18 protein-coding genes and 1 other RNA gene are annotated in these 16,398 nt (G+C 63.0%); 5 read left to right on the top strand and 14 right to left on the bottom strand.

The features are described 5' to 3' along the window. Nucleotides 1-39: 39 nt before the first annotated feature. Nucleotides 40-975: a tRNA (adenosine(37)-N6)-dimethylallyltransferase MiaA gene (gene miaA / locus ASD12_RS06425; protein ID WP_056583037.1), complete on the bottom strand. Its 936-nt coding sequence runs from the start codon at nucleotides 973-975 to the stop codon at nucleotides 40-42. Between miaA and serB the strand changes: the two genes are divergently transcribed. Next, nucleotides 974-1,861, top strand: coding sequence for a phosphoserine phosphatase SerB (gene serB / locus ASD12_RS06420; protein WP_082525277.1), 888 nt, complete (start codon nucleotides 974-976; stop codon nucleotides 1,859-1,861). The two genes, miaA and serB, sit on opposite strands and share 2 nt — an antisense overlap. Further along, entirely contained in the window at nucleotides 1,858-2,430 is a 573-nt protein-coding gene (locus tag ASD12_RS06415) for a GNAT family N-acetyltransferase (protein ID WP_056583035.1), read from the top strand. Before serB ends, ASD12_RS06415 begins: the two co-directional genes overlap by 4 nt. Nucleotides 2,431-2,539: 109 nt before the next feature. On the opposite strand, the gene ASD12_RS06410 is transcribed toward ASD12_RS06415, so the two are convergent. The 6 genes from ASD12_RS06410 to ASD12_RS06385 all read right to left on the bottom strand — a co-directional run bounded on the left by ASD12_RS06410 (nucleotide 2,540) and on the right by ASD12_RS06385 (nucleotide 8,222). Further along, on the bottom strand, nucleotides 2,540-4,057 hold the full coding sequence (locus tag ASD12_RS06410; protein ID WP_056583105.1) for a DegQ family serine endoprotease: 1,518 nt from the start codon (nucleotides 4,055-4,057) through the stop codon (nucleotides 2,540-2,542). 188 nt (nucleotides 4,058-4,245) lie between these two features. Further along, entirely contained in the window at nucleotides 4,246-4,434 is a 189-nt protein-coding gene (locus tag ASD12_RS06405) for a DUF2065 domain-containing protein (protein WP_056583032.1), read from the bottom strand. A 6-nt stretch (nucleotides 4,435-4,440) separates the two neighbouring features. Continuing rightward, nucleotides 4,441-5,409, bottom strand: a complete 969-nt coding sequence (locus ASD12_RS06400) for a protease modulator HflC (protein WP_056583030.1) — start codon at nucleotides 5,407-5,409, stop codon at nucleotides 4,441-4,443. Further along, complete coding sequence (gene hflK, locus ASD12_RS06395; RefSeq protein WP_056583029.1) at nucleotides 5,409-6,533, bottom strand: FtsH protease activity modulator HflK; 1,125 nt, start codon at nucleotides 6,531-6,533, stop codon at nucleotides 5,409-5,411. The genes ASD12_RS06400 and hflK overlap by 1 nt, the downstream gene beginning before the upstream one ends. 169 nt (nucleotides 6,534-6,702) lie before the next feature. Next, complete coding sequence (locus ASD12_RS06390; protein WP_056583028.1) at nucleotides 6,703-7,221, bottom strand: dihydrofolate reductase; 519 nt, start codon at nucleotides 7,219-7,221, stop codon at nucleotides 6,703-6,705. Beyond that, a complete protein-coding gene (locus ASD12_RS06385; RefSeq protein ID WP_056583026.1) occupies nucleotides 7,221-8,222 on the bottom strand; it encodes a DUF4424 domain-containing protein in 1,002 nt (333 codons plus the stop codon). The genes ASD12_RS06390 and ASD12_RS06385 overlap by 1 nt, the downstream gene beginning before the upstream one ends. Before the next feature lie 144 nt (nucleotides 8,223-8,366). On the opposite strand from ASD12_RS06385, the gene cobF reads away from it, so the two are divergent. Beyond that, complete coding sequence (gene cobF / locus ASD12_RS06380) at nucleotides 8,367-9,152, top strand: precorrin-6A synthase (deacetylating) (protein ID WP_056583025.1); 786 nt, start codon at nucleotides 8,367-8,369, stop codon at nucleotides 9,150-9,152. A 10-nt stretch (nucleotides 9,153-9,162) separates the two neighbouring features. Here the strand turns inward: cobF and ASD12_RS06375 are convergent, their stop codons facing one another. The 6 genes from ASD12_RS06375 to ASD12_RS06350 form a co-directional block, all read right to left on the bottom strand. Next, a complete protein-coding gene (locus tag ASD12_RS06375) occupies nucleotides 9,163-9,504 on the bottom strand; it encodes a winged helix-turn-helix domain-containing protein (RefSeq protein ID WP_056583023.1) in 342 nt (113 codons plus the stop codon). An 81-nt stretch (nucleotides 9,505-9,585) separates the two neighbouring features. Beyond that, entirely contained in the window at nucleotides 9,586-10,698 is a 1,113-nt protein-coding gene (gene modC, locus ASD12_RS06370) for a molybdenum ABC transporter ATP-binding protein (protein WP_056583020.1), read from the bottom strand. Continuing rightward, nucleotides 10,695-11,399 (bottom strand): molybdate ABC transporter permease subunit, encoded by a 705-nt coding sequence (modB, locus tag ASD12_RS06365; RefSeq protein WP_006335875.1) that lies wholly within the window; start codon nucleotides 11,397-11,399, stop codon nucleotides 10,695-10,697. The genes modC and modB overlap by 4 nt, the downstream gene beginning before the upstream one ends. A gap of 24 nt (nucleotides 11,400-11,423) precedes the next feature. Beyond that, nucleotides 11,424-12,218, bottom strand: a complete 795-nt coding sequence (gene modA / locus ASD12_RS06360; RefSeq protein WP_056583018.1) for a molybdate ABC transporter substrate-binding protein — start codon at nucleotides 12,216-12,218, stop codon at nucleotides 11,424-11,426. A 387-nt stretch (nucleotides 12,219-12,605) separates the two neighbouring features. Beyond that, complete coding sequence (locus ASD12_RS06355) at nucleotides 12,606-13,400, bottom strand: thymidylate synthase (protein WP_056583016.1); 795 nt, start codon at nucleotides 13,398-13,400, stop codon at nucleotides 12,606-12,608. A gap of 158 nt (nucleotides 13,401-13,558) precedes the next feature. Then, nucleotides 13,559-13,870 carry a DUF2853 family protein gene (locus ASD12_RS06350; protein ID WP_056583014.1) on the bottom strand — a complete coding sequence of 104 codons (312 nt, stop codon included), beginning with the start codon at nucleotides 13,868-13,870 and terminating at the stop codon, nucleotides 13,559-13,561. A 170-nt stretch (nucleotides 13,871-14,040) separates the two neighbouring features. Here ASD12_RS06350 and ssrA point away from each other — a divergent pair. Further along, nucleotides 14,041-14,400, top strand: a transfer-messenger RNA (tmRNA) gene (gene ssrA, locus ASD12_RS32800). A 113-nt stretch (nucleotides 14,401-14,513) separates the two neighbouring features. Then, nucleotides 14,514-15,068, top strand: coding sequence for an AAA family ATPase (locus tag ASD12_RS06345; protein ID WP_056583012.1), 555 nt, complete (start codon nucleotides 14,514-14,516; stop codon nucleotides 15,066-15,068). Between the two features lie 44 nt (nucleotides 15,069-15,112). Here ASD12_RS06345 and ASD12_RS06340 read toward each other — a convergent pair whose 3' ends face one another. Beyond that, nucleotides 15,113-16,318 (bottom strand): multidrug effflux MFS transporter, encoded by a 1,206-nt coding sequence (locus ASD12_RS06340; protein ID WP_056583010.1) that lies wholly within the window; start codon nucleotides 16,316-16,318, stop codon nucleotides 15,113-15,115. Between the last annotated feature and the right edge of the window lie 80 nt (nucleotides 16,319-16,398).

Here is a 16,398-nt window from a genome sequence, read left to right as displayed (position 1 = left end):
TTGCAGGTAAACATTTCAGGTTGCAATGGAAACAAGCGATCAGATCGTGGTTTCCAGATCATCACCGGGGCGCAATCTCAGCCATTCCGACCCCAGCTGATGCCTGAACCAGGTCGTCTGCCGCTTGGAATATTGCCTGGTCGCGATCTTGGCGCGTTCGATCGCCTCGGGAAAACCAATCTCTCCGGCCATCGCGGCATGCAGTTCGCGAACGCCGATCGCTTTCATCGCCGGCAATTCGGGATCGAGGCCAAGCGCCGATAGCCGCTTGACCTCGTCCAGCGCGCCCTTGTCCAGCATCTGGTCGAAGCGTTTTTCGATGCGGCCGACCAGCGCCGTCCGGTCCGGCTCGATCACGAAGAAACGCGCGGTCTCCCTGTCGATGAGCGGCTGCCCACGTTCTGCCTGCCATTCCCGGATCGAACGGCCCGACGCGTCGAGCACCTCCAATGCCCGCACGATGCGCTGGCTGTCGGTTGGCTTCAGCGTCATGGCGGTCGCCGAATCCCCACGCAGCAGCAGGCCGTGCAGCTTGACGGCGCCCTGCTCCTTCAACTCGTAACGCCAGCGGTCCCGGACCCGCTGCGGAATGTCTGGCATTTCTGAAATGCCCTCGGCCAACGCGCGAAAGTAGAGCCCGGTGCCGCCGACAAAAATTACGGGCCGGCCGGAGAGCGTGCCGTCGTCGATCAGCTTCATCACGTCGCGCAGCCAGGCGCCGGTGGAATAGGCTGTGGCCGGATGGACATGGCCGTAGAGGAAATGCGGTGCGCGGGCGAGATCGGCCGCCACCGGCCGGGCGGTCAACACGTCGAGCACCGAATAGCCCTGCATGGAATCGGTGTTCACGATCACGCCACCCTTGCGCTCGGCCAGATCGAGCGCCAGCGCCGACTTGCCGCTGGCGGTCGGCCCGGCTATCAGGATCGCGTTCTTCACGCGGCCCTCGCCCGCCTGTTCGCCGGAATGTTCCATGCCGCTTGTCGCCACGCTTGTTTCCCGTCCCACTGAGCGCGCTTTGTCGCTGTCGCTTGCGAATATGGCGTCACGGTCGGTCGGCGCAAGCGCTGTTGTCTGGCTGGCGGAAGGGATTGCCTGCGATCTCGTCCTGCCTGAGGCAGCTGGCGCTGCCGATACGAGTGCCGCCTTGCGCACGGCCCTCGCCACCGAGGCGGTCGACGTGATCGTCCAGCCGGCCGAAACCCGCCGCAAGAAAATCCTGATTGCCGACATGGATTCGACCATGATCGACCAGGAATGCATCGACGAGCTGGCCGACGAGATCGGCGTCAAGGACCGGGTTGCCACGATTACCGCGCGATCGATGAATGGCGAGATCGCCTTCGAACCGGCCTTGCGCGAAAGGGTGGCGTTGCTCAAGGGTCTCGACGCCGCCGTGGTCGATCGCATCGTCGCCAAGCGCCTGACGCTAGCTTCGGGCGGCCGCGCTCTGGTTCAGACCATGCGCGCCAACGGCGCCTGGACGGCACTCGTGTCCGGCGGATTCGAGGTCTTCACGACGCGCATTGCGGCCATGCTCGGCTTCCAGGAGAACCGCGCCAATAGTCTGCTCGAACAGAACGGCCGCTTCACCGGACTGGTCGGCGAGCCAATCCTCGGCCGCGCCGCCAAGGCCAACGCACTGATCGAAATTTCGCGGCGCCTCGGCCTGACGCCCGCCGACGCCATCGCCGTCGGCGACGGCGCCAATGATCTCGACATGATCCGCCTGGCCGGCACAGGTATCGCGCTTCACGCCAAACCGACGGTCGCGGCACAGGCAAAGATCCGCATCGACCATGGCGACCTGACCGCATTGCTTTATGTGCAGGGCTACAGGCAGGAAGAGTTTGTGCAATGAAAACAATGCGTACCGAGCGCCTGATCCTGCGCAACTGGGAGGATCGCGACCGCGACCTGTTCCACCGCATCAACTCCGACGAACAGGTGATGGAGTTCTTTCCGTTCCGCCGCGACCGCGCCGAGGCGGATGCCAAGATGGACGAGTTCCGGGCCTGGATCGCGGAGGACGGATACGGTTTTGCCGCCGCCGAGATCACCGCCACCAGTGAATGCATCGGCTTCATCGGTCTCCTTGACACCGATCATGTGCCATCGCTGCCGGCCGGCACCGTCGAGATCGGCTGGCGGCTGGCACCTGAGTTCTGGAGCAAGGGCTATGTCACCGAGGCAGCCGAAGCATGGCTGGCCTACGGCTTCGAGACGCTTGGCCTCGATGAAATCGTGTCATTCGCCGTCGTGGCCAACCGCCGCTCCACCGCCGTCATGCAACGCCTCGGCATGACCGCAGATCCGTCCGGCGATTTCGACCACCCCAGCATTCCCGACAGCCATCCGCATCTCAAACGGCATGTCCTCTACAGGCTGTCGCGTCAGGACTGGCAGGCAAGAAAAAGGGCGGCTCGCTAGAGCAATTCCAGGAAAAGTGTGAAACGGTTTTCCGTCCGGAATTGCGTCAAAACAAAGATTTAGAGCCGCCCTGTTTCTGTCAGTGTCGTGTTGCCGAATCTTCCGGACCTCAGTCCATCCGGATCGTCACGAACCTGAGCTCGCCGGTCTTCGATGCCAGCATCAGCAGCGCATTCTTGCGCCCCTGTTCCTTCAAGGCGCCGATCCGGTCCATGACGTCCTTGGGCGTGGCAACCGATTCCTGTGCGATCTCAGTGATAACCTCGCCCGGCTGAATGCCGCGCTCGGCGGCGGCAGAGTCCTTGGTAACGTCGGTGATGACGACGCCGGAAACATCGGCGGCAATGCTGAACTTCTTGCGCGTCTCGTCGTTCAGTTCGCCCACGGTCATGCCGAGCACCGAAGCCGTCGAAACGGCTGGAGCCTTGTCGCCCTTGTCCTGGTCGGTGTTGCTGCCGTCCTCGCCGCTGGCGAGCTTCTCGCCATCCTCGAGCCGGCCAAGCGTCACTTTCACGGTTTGCTCGACACCTTTGCGCACGATGAGCACATCGACCGCCTTGCCGACCGGGCTTTCGGCGACCACGCGCGGCAGGTCGCGCATTTCATGGATGTCCTTGCCGTCGAACTTGATGATAACGTCGCCGGCCTGGATGGTGCCATTGTCGACCGGACCGCCCTTGATGACGCCGGCAACCAGCGCGCCCTTGGCGGTCGCCATGCCGAGGCTCTCGGCGATGTCGTCGGTCACCGGCTGGATGCGCACGCCGAGCCAGCCGCGCCGCGTCTCGCCGAACTGACGCAACTGGTCGACGACGCCCGAGGCGAGCTGCGAGGGAATGGAGAAGCCGATGCCGATCGAGCCGCCGGACGGCGAGATGATCGCTGTGTTGATACCGATGACCTCGCCCGCACTGTTGAACAGCGGTCCACCGGAATTGCCGCGGTTGATCGCGGCATCGGTCTGGATGAAGTCGTCATAGGGGCCGGAATTGATGTCTCGGTTGCGGGCCGAGACGATGCCGACCGTCACCGTGCCGCCGAGGCCGAACGGATTGCCGATCGCCATCACCCAGTCGCCAACGCGCATCTTGGTGGAATCGCCGAACTTCACGGCTGTCAGCTTGTGGCCCTTCGGATCGACCTTCAGCACGGCGACATCGGTCTTGGTGTCGGTGCCGACCAGCGTCGCCTTCAAGGTGATGCCGTCGGAGAAATTGACCTCGATGTCGTCGGCGTCGGCGATGACATGGTTGTTGGTGACGACGATGCCTTGCTCGGCATCGATGACGAAGCCGGAGCCCAGCGACTGCACCTTCTGCCCGCTATTATCCTTGTCGCCGCCGCGGTTCTTGAAGAAATCGTCGAAGAAATCCTGGAAGGGCGACCCCTCGGGCAATTGCGGCATCGGTACCGCGCCCGGACCTTCAGTGCCCTTGACCGTCTGCGAGGTCGAGATGTTGACCACCGCGCCGAGCAGGCCTTCCGCCAGGTCGGCGACCGAAGCGGGTCCATCCGCGGCAAATGCCGGCGTCACGAAGGACGGGACAGCGACGGCGCTGACAAGAAGTGCCGCCGCGCCGGCGATGAACGTCCGCCGTGCCGCGCGCAAAATAGTGTTGGACGTCATCGAGAAGCCTCCCGGTATTCTTGAAAAGAAAAGCGCTTCGACGAAAACGCCGCGTCGCGCCATGTTGGCAAAAAATACGGCACGTTTGCGGCTACGACTATCGGCAGAGGATAAATCATCAATTATCCCGGATCGAAACTCGTATCCCAGGATCGAAGCTCGTATCCCGGGATCGTAGCTCGCCGCCGTCATCCGCCTCGCACCAGCCAGACGATGCCGACACCGATGCCGATCGCCGCCAGCCCGGCAATCCGCAGCGCGTTCTCGGGCAGCGACAGCACTTCGGTGGCAAGCTTCCTGGCAAGGCCGGGAAAGCCGCCATAGACAAGACCTTCTATCACAAGGACAAGACCCATGGCGGCGAGAAAATCCTGCACCGGCAGCTACTGGCCGGTGCTTGGCTGTGTCGCCGGCGCGGCAGGTGCCGGCGCCGGAGCGGTTGGGGCCGGCGAAACCGGCTTCGCCGGCGCCTCGCTGCCGTCGGGATTGCGGAAGAAGCGGAAGAACTCCGAGTTCGGCGACAGCACCATCGTCGTCCCGGTGTTGTCCAGCGCCGTGCCATAGGCATTCATCGACCGGTAGAAGTCGAAGAAGGCCGGATCGCGCTGATACGCTCCCGCGAAGGTGGCACTGCGCTGGGCTTCGCCCTCGCCGCGCAGGATTTCCGACTCTTTCTGCGCCTCGGCGACGATCTCGACCACTTCGCGATCGGCGCGGGCCGTGATGCGCTGTGCCGCTTCATTGCCGCGCGCCCTCAGCCGCGCAGCCTCTGCCAGGCGTTCCGCCTTCATGCGGTCGTAGGTCTGTTGCGAAACCTCGGCAGTGAGATCGGTGCGGCGAATGCGGACATCCTCGATCTGCAGGCCAAGCGACGTGGCGTCGGGCCTGAGCTGATCGCGGACTTCGCGCATCATCACGGCGCGCTGTTCGGAGAGTGCGGCTTCGAAATCGCGCAGACCGTAGACGCGGCGCAAGGCAGCGTCGAGACGCGTCCTGAGCCGGGCTTCGGCCAGCTCGATCTGACCGGACACGGCAGAGCGGAAGACGCGCGGATCCGAGATGCGATAGGCGATGAAGGCGTCTACCTCATAGAACTTGCCGCCCGACACCTGGACGCGAATGTTGTCGAGGTCGAAGCGCAGCACCCGGTTCTCGATCAGCTGCACCGTATCGGCGTCAAAGAACGAGAACGGCGCCTTGAAGTAGATGCCGGGTTTGCTCTTGACGTCGACGATCTCGCCGAACCTGAGCACCAGCGCCTGCTGGCGCGCATTGACCACGAAGACCGAAGAATAGAGCAGGAACAGGATGATCGCTGCTGCGACGACGATGATGGGGAGACGGTTGGCCATCACTGGTTACCTCCCGTAGCGCCAGCAGGAGCGGCTGGTGGCGGCGCTTTCGGCTGCAATGCCGGCAGCGGCAGATAGGGCACAACACCCTGCCCGTTGCCTTGCTCGACGATGACCTTGGTGGAATCCTTCAGAACCTTCTCCATGGTTTCGAGGTAGAGGCGCTTGCGTGTCACGTCGGGCGCCTTGGCATACTCGTTATAGACCGAGATGAAGCGCTGCGCCTCGCCTTCGGCTTCCTGCACGACCCGGTTCTTGTAGGCGGCCGCGTCTTCGCGGATCTGTGCGGCCTCGCCGCGTGCCTGGCCGAGCTTCTGGTTGGAGTACTGATTGGCCTGCTCGACGAACTTGTCTTCGTCCTGCTCGGCGCGCTGCACCTCGTCGAACGCATCGGCCACTTCGCGTGGCGGTGCCGCATCCTCGATCGAGACGGCATTGACGTTGAGACCGGCCTTGTAGCCGTCCAGCGTCGTCTGGATGATTTCACGCACCGAGGCGGCAATGCCCTGGCGGTCGTCGCGGAAGATGTCCTGCGCCGGCCGGCGGCCGACGGCTTCACGCATGGCGCTTTCGGCAACCTGCCGCAGCATGCCGTCGGGATCGGACACGTCGAACAGATACGCGCGCGGGTCGGAGACCTGATAGGCCACCGAGAACTGGACGTTGACGATGTTCTGGTCGCCGGTAAGCATCAGCCCGGACGTGTTGCCACTCGTCGCGCCGCCGCCGCCGATATCGACGAGCTGCTCGGAAATCTTGGCTGTCTCGACGGTTTCGAGCGGCCACCAATGGAAATGCAGGCCGGGCTGCGACAGTTCGGCCTTCGGCTTGCCGAAGCGCAGTTCGACCGCGACCTCGTCGGGCTGCACGGTGTAAACCGCCTTGAACGCCCACAGCACCACGAGTGCCGCCGCGATCAGCGCGAAAATAGCCGGGCTTGCGCCACCGCCACCCGGCAGAGCGCGCCTCAGCCGGTCCTGGCCGCGGCGGATAATGTCTTCGAGATCGGGAGGCGAGCCTTGTGGGCCGCTCGGTCCCTTTGGTCCCTGCCCCCAGGGTCCCTGATTGCCGCCGCCGCCGCCCCATGGGCCGCCGCCACCGCCGCTCTTATCGTTCCAGGGCATGAATGTCCTTTCGCTTGGAATTCCCTCAAGCGCCGGTATTACGGCGCAAAATCCAGTATCGTTCTTCTATAGGGACGCCACGAGGCGCTTTCAACGCGATGCGTTGTCGACTTCGTCCGATTTGGTCCGGTCGCGACCCTTTGTCTTCCTTCAATGCCCCATTTATCATTCAATGTCTCTCGCGGCCGCGCTCGTAAACCGAATAGCGCGTCGCGTGGCTGTCCTTTTCCCCGGCTGGAACCTCCTGCGAGCTGACAACGCGCCAGGAATCCGGATCGATCCGCGGGAAATGCGCATCGCCGTCGACCGCTGCCAGCACATGGGTGACGTGCAGCCGGTCAGCCAGCAACAGCGCCTGGGCATAGATTTCGCCGCCGCCGATGACGCAGACCTCGTCCACACCGACCATGCAGCGCCCGCGCACCGTTGCCAGCTGGATCGCGGCTTCGAGCGAATGCGCCACCTCGACGCCCTCGGCGCGCCAGGCCTTGTCGCGGGTGACGACGATGTTCAGCCTGCCCGGCAGCGGCCGGCCGATGCCCACATAGGTCTTGCGGCCCATGATGATGGGCTTGCCCATCGTATCGGCCTTGAAGCGCTTGAGGTCGGTGGAGAGCCGCCAGGGCAACCCGCCGTCTCGCCCGATCACGCCGTTCTCGGCAATGGCAACGTAGATTGCGACGTGCATCAGTTGCCGTCCGTTGGATCGAGGATCAGGATGTCGATGTCGTGCTCGGGATAGAAATCATCCGCCGTCATCTCGAATGTCGTCGGCCCGACCTTTTTGACATTGTCGCCGCAGAACGAGACCAGGGCTCTCGGATTGCCCTTGTCGACCGTCAGCTTGAACTTGCCGATCGTGCCTGCCGCCCAGTTGCCGCCAGTGGTCAGGATATAAGCGATGCGGCTTTCGTTGTACTGCGGATAGCCGTCTGGACCATCCTTGGCCGCCTTGCGCACCGCGTTCTCGAATGTGTCGTCCATGCAGTAGCGCGTCTTGTAGGTGGCGTACTGCCCCTGGAACTTGTCGTCGTAGAAAAAGCTGACCGAAGACGTGCCGCCGACGCTCGGCTTGTAGCGGTGGGACACGTGGACGTCCTTGTTGGCCGGAAAGGTCGAACGCCACCAATAGGTCGAACGCAATTGCCAGAACGGCGTGTAGACCTTGTTCGTCTCGGTGCCGTCGCTGCCGCTGTCCTCGATGATGATGCCGCGATTGACCCAATCATCGGTAACCGCCTGCGGCAGCTTCGCCAGGGCCGCCTGCGCCGCATCGCCGAATGGATAGAATGGCACATTCTGCGCCTTCAGCTCGGCGCTGACGTCGATGCCGAGCGCCAAAACCTTCTGCTCGAGCTGCGGCTTTGCCGGCGCGCCATCGGTCGTCACCTCGAAACCGAGAAAATTGTCGCTCTGATTTTCAGGGATCGCCGGGATCTCTTCGGGATTGCCTGAGATATCGGGCATCGGGAAAGCTACGATGGCGTCGACGTCCTTGTCTGTGTTGTTGTGGAAGACGTAGTCGACCGTCACCTTTTCCGGCGAGATGAAGAGGTCCTCGCTTTGCATCGCCACGGCGTCGCTGCGCGACAGGATCAGGCCGCCGGTGCCAAGTTCGGCAACCGAATCATTGGCAAGGGCGGGCGCGGCCGACAGGGCCAGCACGGCGGTCAGAACATATCGCAACATGGAAGCCCCCTCGGCTAGAATGCCCTGACGACCCTAGCCGTTTCAATGTCGCGTTTCAAAGCCCTTCCGCATTCGCGGGCGCACCAAACGGGTCTGGACCACGCGGTCTGGACTAACAGGTTCCGATCGGGCAGGAGTTCGTCCATGCGCAAGCTTCTCGTCATCGGCATCGGCGCCGGCAATGCCGACCATATGACCGTTCAGGCCATATCAGGCCTGAACCAGGCAGATGTGCTTTTCATTCCCGACAAGGGGGAGAAAAAGAACGACCTTGCCGAGCTGCGCCGTCATATCTGCGACCGCTTCGTCACCAATCCGAAGTCACGCCGTGTCGAATTCGACGTGCCCGTGCGCGACCTGCCAGTAGAAAATGGGCCGGACCTCTCCTATCGCTCGACCGTCGATGATTGGCATGAAGCCATCGCCGCGATCTACGAGAGCCTGATCCGCGACGAGATTGCAGAGGATGGCTGCGGTGCCTTCCTGATCTGGGGCGATCCTTCGCTCTATGATAGCGCGTTGCGCATCCTCGAGCGCGTGCGCTTGCGAGGCAATGTCGCGTTCGAGCTTGAGGTGATACCTGGCATCACCGCTGTCCAGGCACTTGCCGCCAGCCACAAGATGGCTCTGAATCGCATTGGCGATTCCGTCCTCATCACCACCGGCCGCCGCCTGACCGAGGAAGGCATGCCGGACAATGCCGGCAGCGCGGTCGTCCTGCTGGACGGCAAATGCGCCTTCAACACGCTGGCCGACAAGGATCTGATCATCCACTGGGGCGCTTATCTCGGCACTAAGGACGAAATCACCCTCTCCGGCCGCCTAGGCGATGTCGGCGAAGAAATTGAGAAGACGAGGGAAGAAGCCCGCAAAAGAAAGGGCTGGATCATGGACACCTATCTGCTGCGCAAGTCAGGAGAAGACGACTAGTCCCTACTCCCTATCCAGCATCAATCTCCGCCTGCAGTGCCTCCATATGCGTCGCTGCCGCGGCGGCCGCCGCACGCTCGATGGCGCGGAAGCGGCTGACCACTGCCAGCCCCACGGCCGTCAGTTGCGCACCGCCGCCCTTGCGGCCACCGGTCTGCGCCGCCACCAGCGGCTTGCCGAACACCCGGTTCATGTCCTCGACCAGGTCCCAGGCGTGCTTGTAGGACATCTCCATGCCGCGCGCCGCGGCCGAGATCGAGCCGAAGGCGGCAATCTGTTCCAGGAGTTCGACCTTGCCGGGTCCGATGCGTCCGTTGGGGTCGAGATTTATCCGCAAGCTCAGCGACGGCATTTTTGCTCCTCCGCGGTCACACCCGATCCCATTCTAGAAGCTCCCTGGCGAAACCGCTATTCCAAAAAGACATAGCGGTGATCATCCATCCGCCTCGGCGGGCAGCCCGACGCCGGTGTTGGCCCTGTCGAAGCTCACTGTCTTGACCACCGCGAAAACCCTGCCGCCAAGATGGAGCTTCAGCGTCTGCCGCGACTGTTCGGTGATGCGGGCAAGCACGGTTGCGCCGTTGCAGTCGATACCGACCTCGACCGCCGGACCCTCACCGGGGCTTATCGCGGTAATGGTTCCCGGCAGGATGTTGAGCGCGCTGAGGCCTGCCGGATGTTCGGTGGCGATCATCACATCGCGGGCACGGATGCGAACGCGCACCGGCGCCCCCGCCTTCACCGCCAGCCGCGGCACGCGGATCTCGCCTGCCGCCGAGCCGAGCACGGTCATGCCGAAAGTCTCGTCATGACGCAGCACCCTGGTGTCCAGCACAGCGCCGCCTTCGCCGCGCTCTTCCACCGGCAACAGGTCGAGCCTTTGCATCACGGCCTCGGTCGGTCCGCTGGCGATGATATTGCCTTGCGCCAGCATCACCACGTCGCTGGCCAGCCGCGCCACCTCGGCGACGGAATGGCTGACATAGACGATCGGGATTTTCGTCTCATCGCGCAGCCGTTCGATATAGGGCAGGATTTCGGCCTTGCGCGCCTCGTCGAGCGAGGCCAACGGCTCGTCCATGAGGAGCAGTCTGGGGCTGGCCAGAAGTGCCCGGCCGATCGCCACGCGCTGCTTCTCGCCGCCCGAGAGCTTTGCCGGCCGCCGGTCCAGCAGCGGGCCAATGCCGAGCAGCTCGACGACGGCAGCCATATCCGCATAGCGCTGCGCCGGCGGCGTGAACCAGAGGCCGTAACGCAGATTGCTGGCCACGCTCATATGCGGAAACAGACGCGCATCCTGGAACACCATGCCGATACGGCGCTTGTGCTTCGGCACGAAAATGCCGGCATCCGTGTCGACCAGCACGCGGCCGTCGACCTCGATGCGTCCCTCTTCGGGCCGGATTAGCCCGGCGATCATGTTGATCAGCGTGGTCTTGCCCGACCCCGACGGCCCGAACAGCGCCGTCAGCCGCCCGGCACTCTCGAAGCGGGCGTCGATGGCGAAACCGCCCAGCCGGTGGCTGATGTCGACGAGAACGCTCATTCGATGTCCATCCGCCGGCCGACACGCCGCGCCAGCACTTCCGAAGCCACCAGTGCGGCCATCGAAATGACGATGGAAATCAGCGTCAGACGAAGCGCGCCTTCATCGCCACCCGGCACCTGCGTGAAGGTGTAGATCGCCGACGGCAATGTCTGCGTCTCATTGGGAATGTTGGAGACGAAAGTGATGGTCGCGCCGAACTCGCCCATCGCCTTGGCGAAGGCCAGGATGGCGCCGGCGATCAGCCCAGGCAGGATCAGCGGCAGCGTGATGGTGGCGAACACCCAGAGTGGATTGGCGCCGAGCGTTCCCGCCGCCGCTTCCATCTTGCGGTCCACCGCCTCGATCGACAGCCTGATCGCCCGCACCATCAGGGGAAAGCCCATGATGCCGCAAGCGAGTGCCGCACCCGTCCAGCGGAAGGAGAAAACAATACCGAAATGCTCGGCCAGGAAGGCGCCGGCCGGGCCGCGCCGGCCAAAGGTCAGCAGCAGCAAATAGCCGGTCACCACGGGTGGCAGGATCAGCGGCAGATGCACCAGCCCATTGAGCAGCGTCTTGCCCCAGAATTGCCCTCGCGCAAGCAGCAGCGCGATCAATATGCCCGGCGGCAGGCTGGCGAGCATCGCCACCGTCGCCACCTTGATGGACAGCCGGACCGCATTCCATTCGTCGGGAGTGAGGTCCAGCAGCCAGTTCATATGCGAGATGAAGCCCCTTGGAACTCAGTTGCTCGGCGCGAGCACGGTAAAACCCTGATCCTTGAACAGCGCGCCGGCCTCGGCCGACTGCAGGCATTTCAGGAAAGCCGGCGTATCCTTGTCCTTCGAATCGGCGGTCTGGGCAACCGGATAGATGATCGGCGGATGCGAATCCTCCGGGAAGGTGCCGACCACCTTGACGCCCTTTTCGGCATGCGCGTCGGTGGCGTACACGAGGCCAAGGGCTGCTTCGCCCGTCGAAACCAGCTTCAGCGCGGCGCGCACATTCTCGGCCTGCGCCACCTTGCCTTCGACCGAGGACCAGACACCAAGCGATTCGAGTGCGGCCTTGCCGTATCTGCCGGCCGGCACCGCCTTGAAATCGCCCATGGCGAGCTTGCCGTCGCCGATCAGCTTGGCGAGGTCGAAGCCCCTCTCGATCTTGGTCTCAACAGTCGAGTCCTTCGGCGCCACCAGCACGATCTCGTTGCCGAGCAGCTTCACTTCTGTGTCGGGATTGATCAGCTTCTTGTCGGACAGATATTTCATCCAGTCGAGGTCGGCCGAGATGAAGATGTCGGCCGGCGCCCCGCCCTCGATCTGCTTCGCCAGCGCCGAGCTTGCGGCGTAGGAAACGGTCGCGGCCTCGCCGACATCGGCCTCGCAGGCCTTGTTCACCGCGTCGAGCGCGTCCTTGAGGCTGGCCGCGGCAAACACCACCACTTTGTCTTCCGCATGTGCTGCCGGCACGACGGCCATCAAAGTCGCAGCAAAACCGCCCATGGCGATCGCCCTCAACCCGAAACCTTTGCCCGTCATGGAAAACTCTCCCTGCTTTGAAATCCGGTCGGCTCGAAGCCTGCCAACCGATATATCCGGATGAATATAACAAGGGAAGGCCCGACGCCCTACGAAAGCGTCTATGCGACACCGATAGTTCCGGTAAGATCAGCAGAGAGACCCTGGAAAGGGAACCCCGATGAAGATCAGTGCCCGCAACATCCCCAAGGGAACGACTACCGTGATCGTCAAGGGAGCCACCGTGCAAACCCGCTATTGGGGCCTAGGTGTGTTGAGATTCAGGTCAGGCCGAGTCGAAAACGGTGGGTTCCGAGAACCGGAGCGGAGCGTACATTTCGTACGTGAGCACCGGAAGCGCAGGAGACTGCCCTTTGCAGGTCGGCATCACCTGAATATCAACATGCCTTAGACAGCGATCGGCGCTTTGATCGACGCATCGGCGATGTAGTTTTCCAGCCGGAAATCCTCGAAGCGAAAGGCGAACAGGTCCTTCACCTCCGGATTGATCCACATCGTCGGCAGCGCCCTCGGCGTACGCCGCAATTGCTCGCGCGCCTGCTCGAAATGGTTCGAGTAGAGATGCGCGTCACCAAGCGTGTGGACAAAATCGCCCGGTTTCAGCCCGGTGACCTGCGCCACCATCAGCGTCAGCAGTGCGTAGGAAGCGATGTTGAACGGAACGCCGAGGAAGATATCGGCCGAACGCTGGTAGAGTTGGCATGAAAGCCGCCCTTCCGAAACGTAGAACTGGAACAGGCAGTGGCAGGGCGGCAGCGCCATCGCTTCCACCTCGGCCGGATTCCACGCCGAAACGATCAGCCGCCGCGATTGAGGATTTTTGCGTATCTCCTTGAGAAGATTCGCGATCTGGTCGATCGAGCCGCCATGGCCATCCGGCCAGGAACGCCACTGCTTGCCGTAGACCGGGCCGAGATCGCCGTTCTCGTCGGCCCATTCGTCCCAGATCGAAACGCCGTTATCGGTGAGGTATTTGATGTTGGTGTCGCCGGCCAGGAACCACAAAAGCTCATGGATGATCGACTTGAGATGCAGCTTCTTGGTGGTGGTGACCGGAAAGCCGCGCGCCAGGTCGAAACGCATCTGGTAGCCGAAGACGGAGCGCGTTCCCGTGCCGGTGCGGTCGCCGCGATCAGCGCCGTTGTCCAGCACATGCTGCAGGAGGTCGAGATACTGGCGCATCGGTTCCGGCTCGATTCGGTTGTCCAGCCATCATAGCTGACGGGCAGGCAATCGAACACCACAAAGCAGCGTGAGCCCTGCCCGAAGCCAGCCAGTCCCCAACAACATCACCGGCTGGCGCCTAGACCGCGCCAGCCCTGCAAATTGACGCGCGCTTGTCAGAGGGAGCCGAGCTTGCCCAGGTCCTTCGCAACTAGGTAGTAGAAGGTAACCCGGCTCTTGGTGTTATCGGCCGCCATCGCCTTGCAGGTCTTTTCGATGGCTGCGTCGGCCTTGCCGGCATCGGCGATGCCGAGCTTCTTGGCGACCCAGTTGTCCCTGACACGACCGAGTTCCTTTGGGTCGGTGCAGGATACCAGCGAGGAATCACGGTTCCTGAGCGCGATGCCCAGGTGCTTTACGATCTTTTCGACCGCATCCGCACTGGCGCCAGCGTCGTATTTCTTCACGTCTGCAAGATAGTCGGCCATCAAAATTCCCCTCGTCGGCGCCACGGATCCGAACGATGAGGGCTGTGGCGCGCTGCTGCAACTTGTGCGCTAGGTCGGTAACTCCTCACCGTGGCAAAGCTTCGGTTGAGACCGCGCCCAAGTCAACCCTTAGGAGATGCGGTTTTGACACGGGGACAAAGTGCCATTGCGGCCTTTCATTTCTTGCGATGGCCCCCTATATTCGGTTTGTCGGCTTGACCGACTATGGCGATAAATGGGCGATGAAATAAGCCGTTCGGACCCGGGGGCGGTACCCGGCGCCTCCACCAAAAGCCGCTGTCGGCGACAGAGCGGTTTTTGCTGGGGGCGAAATAGGATCGACGAAGGTGTAAAGATCGTACTTTTGCCCGGCATGGTACCACCGTCATCGGGCTAAACCTGTAGTTGCAAATGACAACTATGCGGAAGCACGTCTCGCCGCGTAAGCGGTGCGATAGCTTCAAATCAAGCCCTAGAGGTTCGCACTTCTAGGCGGGGTTCGGAGGTACCTGGCAACAGAAACCTCCACTTCTCCCCTCCTTCGATATGCGTCACGCGCAACGGCAACTCCCGCTGGCCAGACCTTCGGATGGCCGATGGCCGCGAAGGCGCCCCGCCGCGTGCCCTTCTCTAGGGACGAAACATGCAAAACGATTCCGATCGATTCTTCGTGCTGACCGGCGGTCCCGGCTCCGGCAAGACCACTTTGATCGAAGCCCTGCGCCGGGCAGGCTTTGCCACCTCGCTCGAAGCCGGGCGTGGCATTATCCGCGACCAGTCCGACATAGGCGGGACTGCTTTGCCCTGGCGCGATCGGGCGCTGCTTGCCGAACTGATGCTGTCGTGGGAGATGCGCTCGTATCAGGCTGCGCGCGAACAGACCGGGCGCCCTGTCTTTTTCGACCGCGGCGTGCCGGACACGCTTGGCTATCTCAGGCTGAGCGGCCTGCCGGTGCCCCGGCATGTCAGCTCCGCCGCCGAGCGCTTCCGCTACAATCCGCGCGTCTTCGTCGCTCCGCCCTGGCCGGAAATCTTCGCGCAGGATGAGGAGCGCAAGCAGACGCTTGAGGAGGCCGAGCGCACCTATCATGCGCTGATCGGCGTCTACACGGAACTGGGTTATGAACTTGTCCCGCTGCCTTTGGCGCCGGTCGAGGAGCGGCTGCGCTTTGTGTCGGCCGAGACGGGATTGGCATGAAAAAGGCCGGGTGAACCCGGCCTTTTTCATTTGTTTGTGGTCGCTTATTCCGCCGGCGCCTCGACGGCTTCGCGCCAGCGGCCGAGCGTGACTTTGGCCAGCGTGAATGAGATCACCGCGCACAGCGTTATGCCGGCCACCATCGGCAGCGGCGTGCCGTCGAAGAACACGCCGGCAACACCCATGGCGAGTGCGCCGATCGCGAAATGCAGCGTGCCCATCAGCGCCGAAGCCGTGCCGGCGATCTCGCCATGCTCTTCCATGGCCAGCACCGAAGTGGTCGGAATGACCAGGCCGAGGAAGCCGTAGCCGACGAACAGCAGTGCCGCCATCACGTCGAGCCGGTCGATGCCGGTCGCCATCACCGCAAACAGCACTACCATCGTCGTGGCATAGCCGGTCACCGCGACGCGCACCACGCGCCGCAGCCCGAAGCGCTCGGCCAGCAGTCCCGTCATTTGCGACATGCCGATGAAGGCGACCGCATTGATCGAGAAGAACACGCTGTAGACCGAAGGCGACAGGCCGTAATAGTCGATCAGGATGAACGACGAGCTCGACAGATAGACGAAGAAGCTCGCAATACCGAAGCCGGCGATCGCCGTCAGGCCGAGGAAGTTCCGGTCGCCCATCAGCAAGCGATAGGCCGACAGCGCGGTACCGAAGGAGGATCCGGCGCGGTCTTCCACCGGCCGAGTCTCCTTGAGCGAGGTCGCCAAAAGGATTGTGGCGAGCAGAGCAGCGCCCGTCACCGTCCAGAACACGGCGCGCCAGCCGAAATTCTCGATGATCACGCTGCCGGTCAGCGGCGCCAGGATCGGCGACACCGAGAACACCAGCATCAGCAAGGACATCAGCTTGGCGGCCTCATTGCCGGTGTGCAGGTCGCGCACGATGGCGCGCGGAACGGCCATGCCGGCGCTGGCGCCAAGGCCTTGCAGGAAGCGGAAAGCGATGAGCCATTCGATGGTCGGCGCCATTGCCGAACCGATGCCGCCGACCATGAACAGCGCGAGGCCGCCATAAAGCGGCAGCTTGCGGCCGACCATGTCGGAGATCGGCCCGACGACGATCTGGCCAAAACCCATCGACAGGAAGAAGATCAACAGGCTCATCTGCACGGCAGCGGTGCCGGCATGCAGATCGGCGCCGATCGACGGCAGCGCCGGCAGATACATGTCGATGGCAAACGGGCCGATGGCGGACAACAGGCCGAGCACGACCGCAATGCGGAGGAATTTGGGACTCATGATAAAGGTTTCTTTCAATCTGGTTGCCGCCGCCGGGCGACGTCTAACCCTAGGACGTTCCATCCCATGAGGTTCCGACA

The organism is Mesorhizobium sp. Root102 (assembly GCF_001425625.1).
GTDB lineage: Bacteria > Pseudomonadota > Alphaproteobacteria > Rhizobiales > Rhizobiaceae > Mesorhizobium.
This window is presented reverse-complemented; position numbering and strand designations above follow the sequence as displayed.

Bases quoted from the DNA above. Each gene is read 5' to 3' on its own strand.
- ASD12_RS06375 (WP_056583023.1), bottom strand. From the start codon at position 9,504: ATGCCGTCGCTGAGCTTGCGGATAAATCTCGACCCCAACGGACGCATC.
- ASD12_RS06390 (WP_056583028.1), bottom strand. From the start codon at position 7,221: ATGCACGTCGCAATCTACGTTGCCATTGCCGAGAACGGCGTGATCGGG.
- ASD12_RS06340 (WP_056583010.1), bottom strand. From the start codon at position 16,318: ATGAGTCCCAAATTCCTCCGCATTGCGGTCGTGCTCGGCCTGTTGTCC.
- modA (WP_056583018.1), bottom strand. From the start codon at position 12,218: ATGACGGGCAAAGGTTTCGGGTTGAGGGCGATCGCCATGGGCGGTTTT.
- miaA (WP_056583037.1), bottom strand. From the start codon at position 975: ATGGAACATTCCGGCGAACAGGCGGGCGAGGGCCGCGTGAAGAACGCG.
- modB (WP_006335875.1), bottom strand. From the start codon at position 11,399: ATGAACTGGCTGCTGGACCTCACTCCCGACGAATGGAATGCGGTCCGG.
- ASD12_RS06350 (WP_056583014.1), bottom strand. From the start codon at position 13,870: ATGGCCGACTATCTTGCAGACGTGAAGAAATACGACGCTGGCGCCAGT.
- ASD12_RS06355 (WP_056583016.1), bottom strand. From the start codon at position 13,400: ATGCGCCAGTATCTCGACCTCCTGCAGCATGTGCTGGACAACGGCGCT.
- ASD12_RS06385 (WP_056583026.1), bottom strand. From the start codon at position 8,222: ATGTTGCGATATGTTCTGACCGCCGTGCTGGCCCTGTCGGCCGCGCCC.
- modC (WP_056583020.1), bottom strand. From the start codon at position 10,698: ATGAGCGTTCTCGTCGACATCAGCCACCGGCTGGGCGGTTTCGCCATC.
- ASD12_RS06415 (WP_056583035.1), top strand. From the start codon at position 1,858: ATGAAAACAATGCGTACCGAGCGCCTGATCCTGCGCAACTGGGAGGAT.
- ASD12_RS06400 (WP_056583030.1), bottom strand. From the start codon at position 5,409: ATGGCCAACCGTCTCCCCATCATCGTCGTCGCAGCAGCGATCATCCTG.
- hflK (WP_056583029.1), bottom strand. From the start codon at position 6,533: ATGCCCTGGAACGATAAGAGCGGCGGTGGCGGCGGCCCATGGGGCGGC.
- serB (WP_082525277.1), top strand. From the start codon at position 974: ATGCCGCTTGTCGCCACGCTTGTTTCCCGTCCCACTGAGCGCGCTTTG.
- ASD12_RS06345 (WP_056583012.1), top strand. From the start codon at position 14,514: ATGCAAAACGATTCCGATCGATTCTTCGTGCTGACCGGCGGTCCCGGC.
- cobF (WP_056583025.1), top strand. From the start codon at position 8,367: ATGCGCAAGCTTCTCGTCATCGGCATCGGCGCCGGCAATGCCGACCAT.
- ASD12_RS06410 (WP_056583105.1), bottom strand. From the start codon at position 4,057: ATGACGTCCAACACTATTTTGCGCGCGGCACGGCGGACGTTCATCGCC.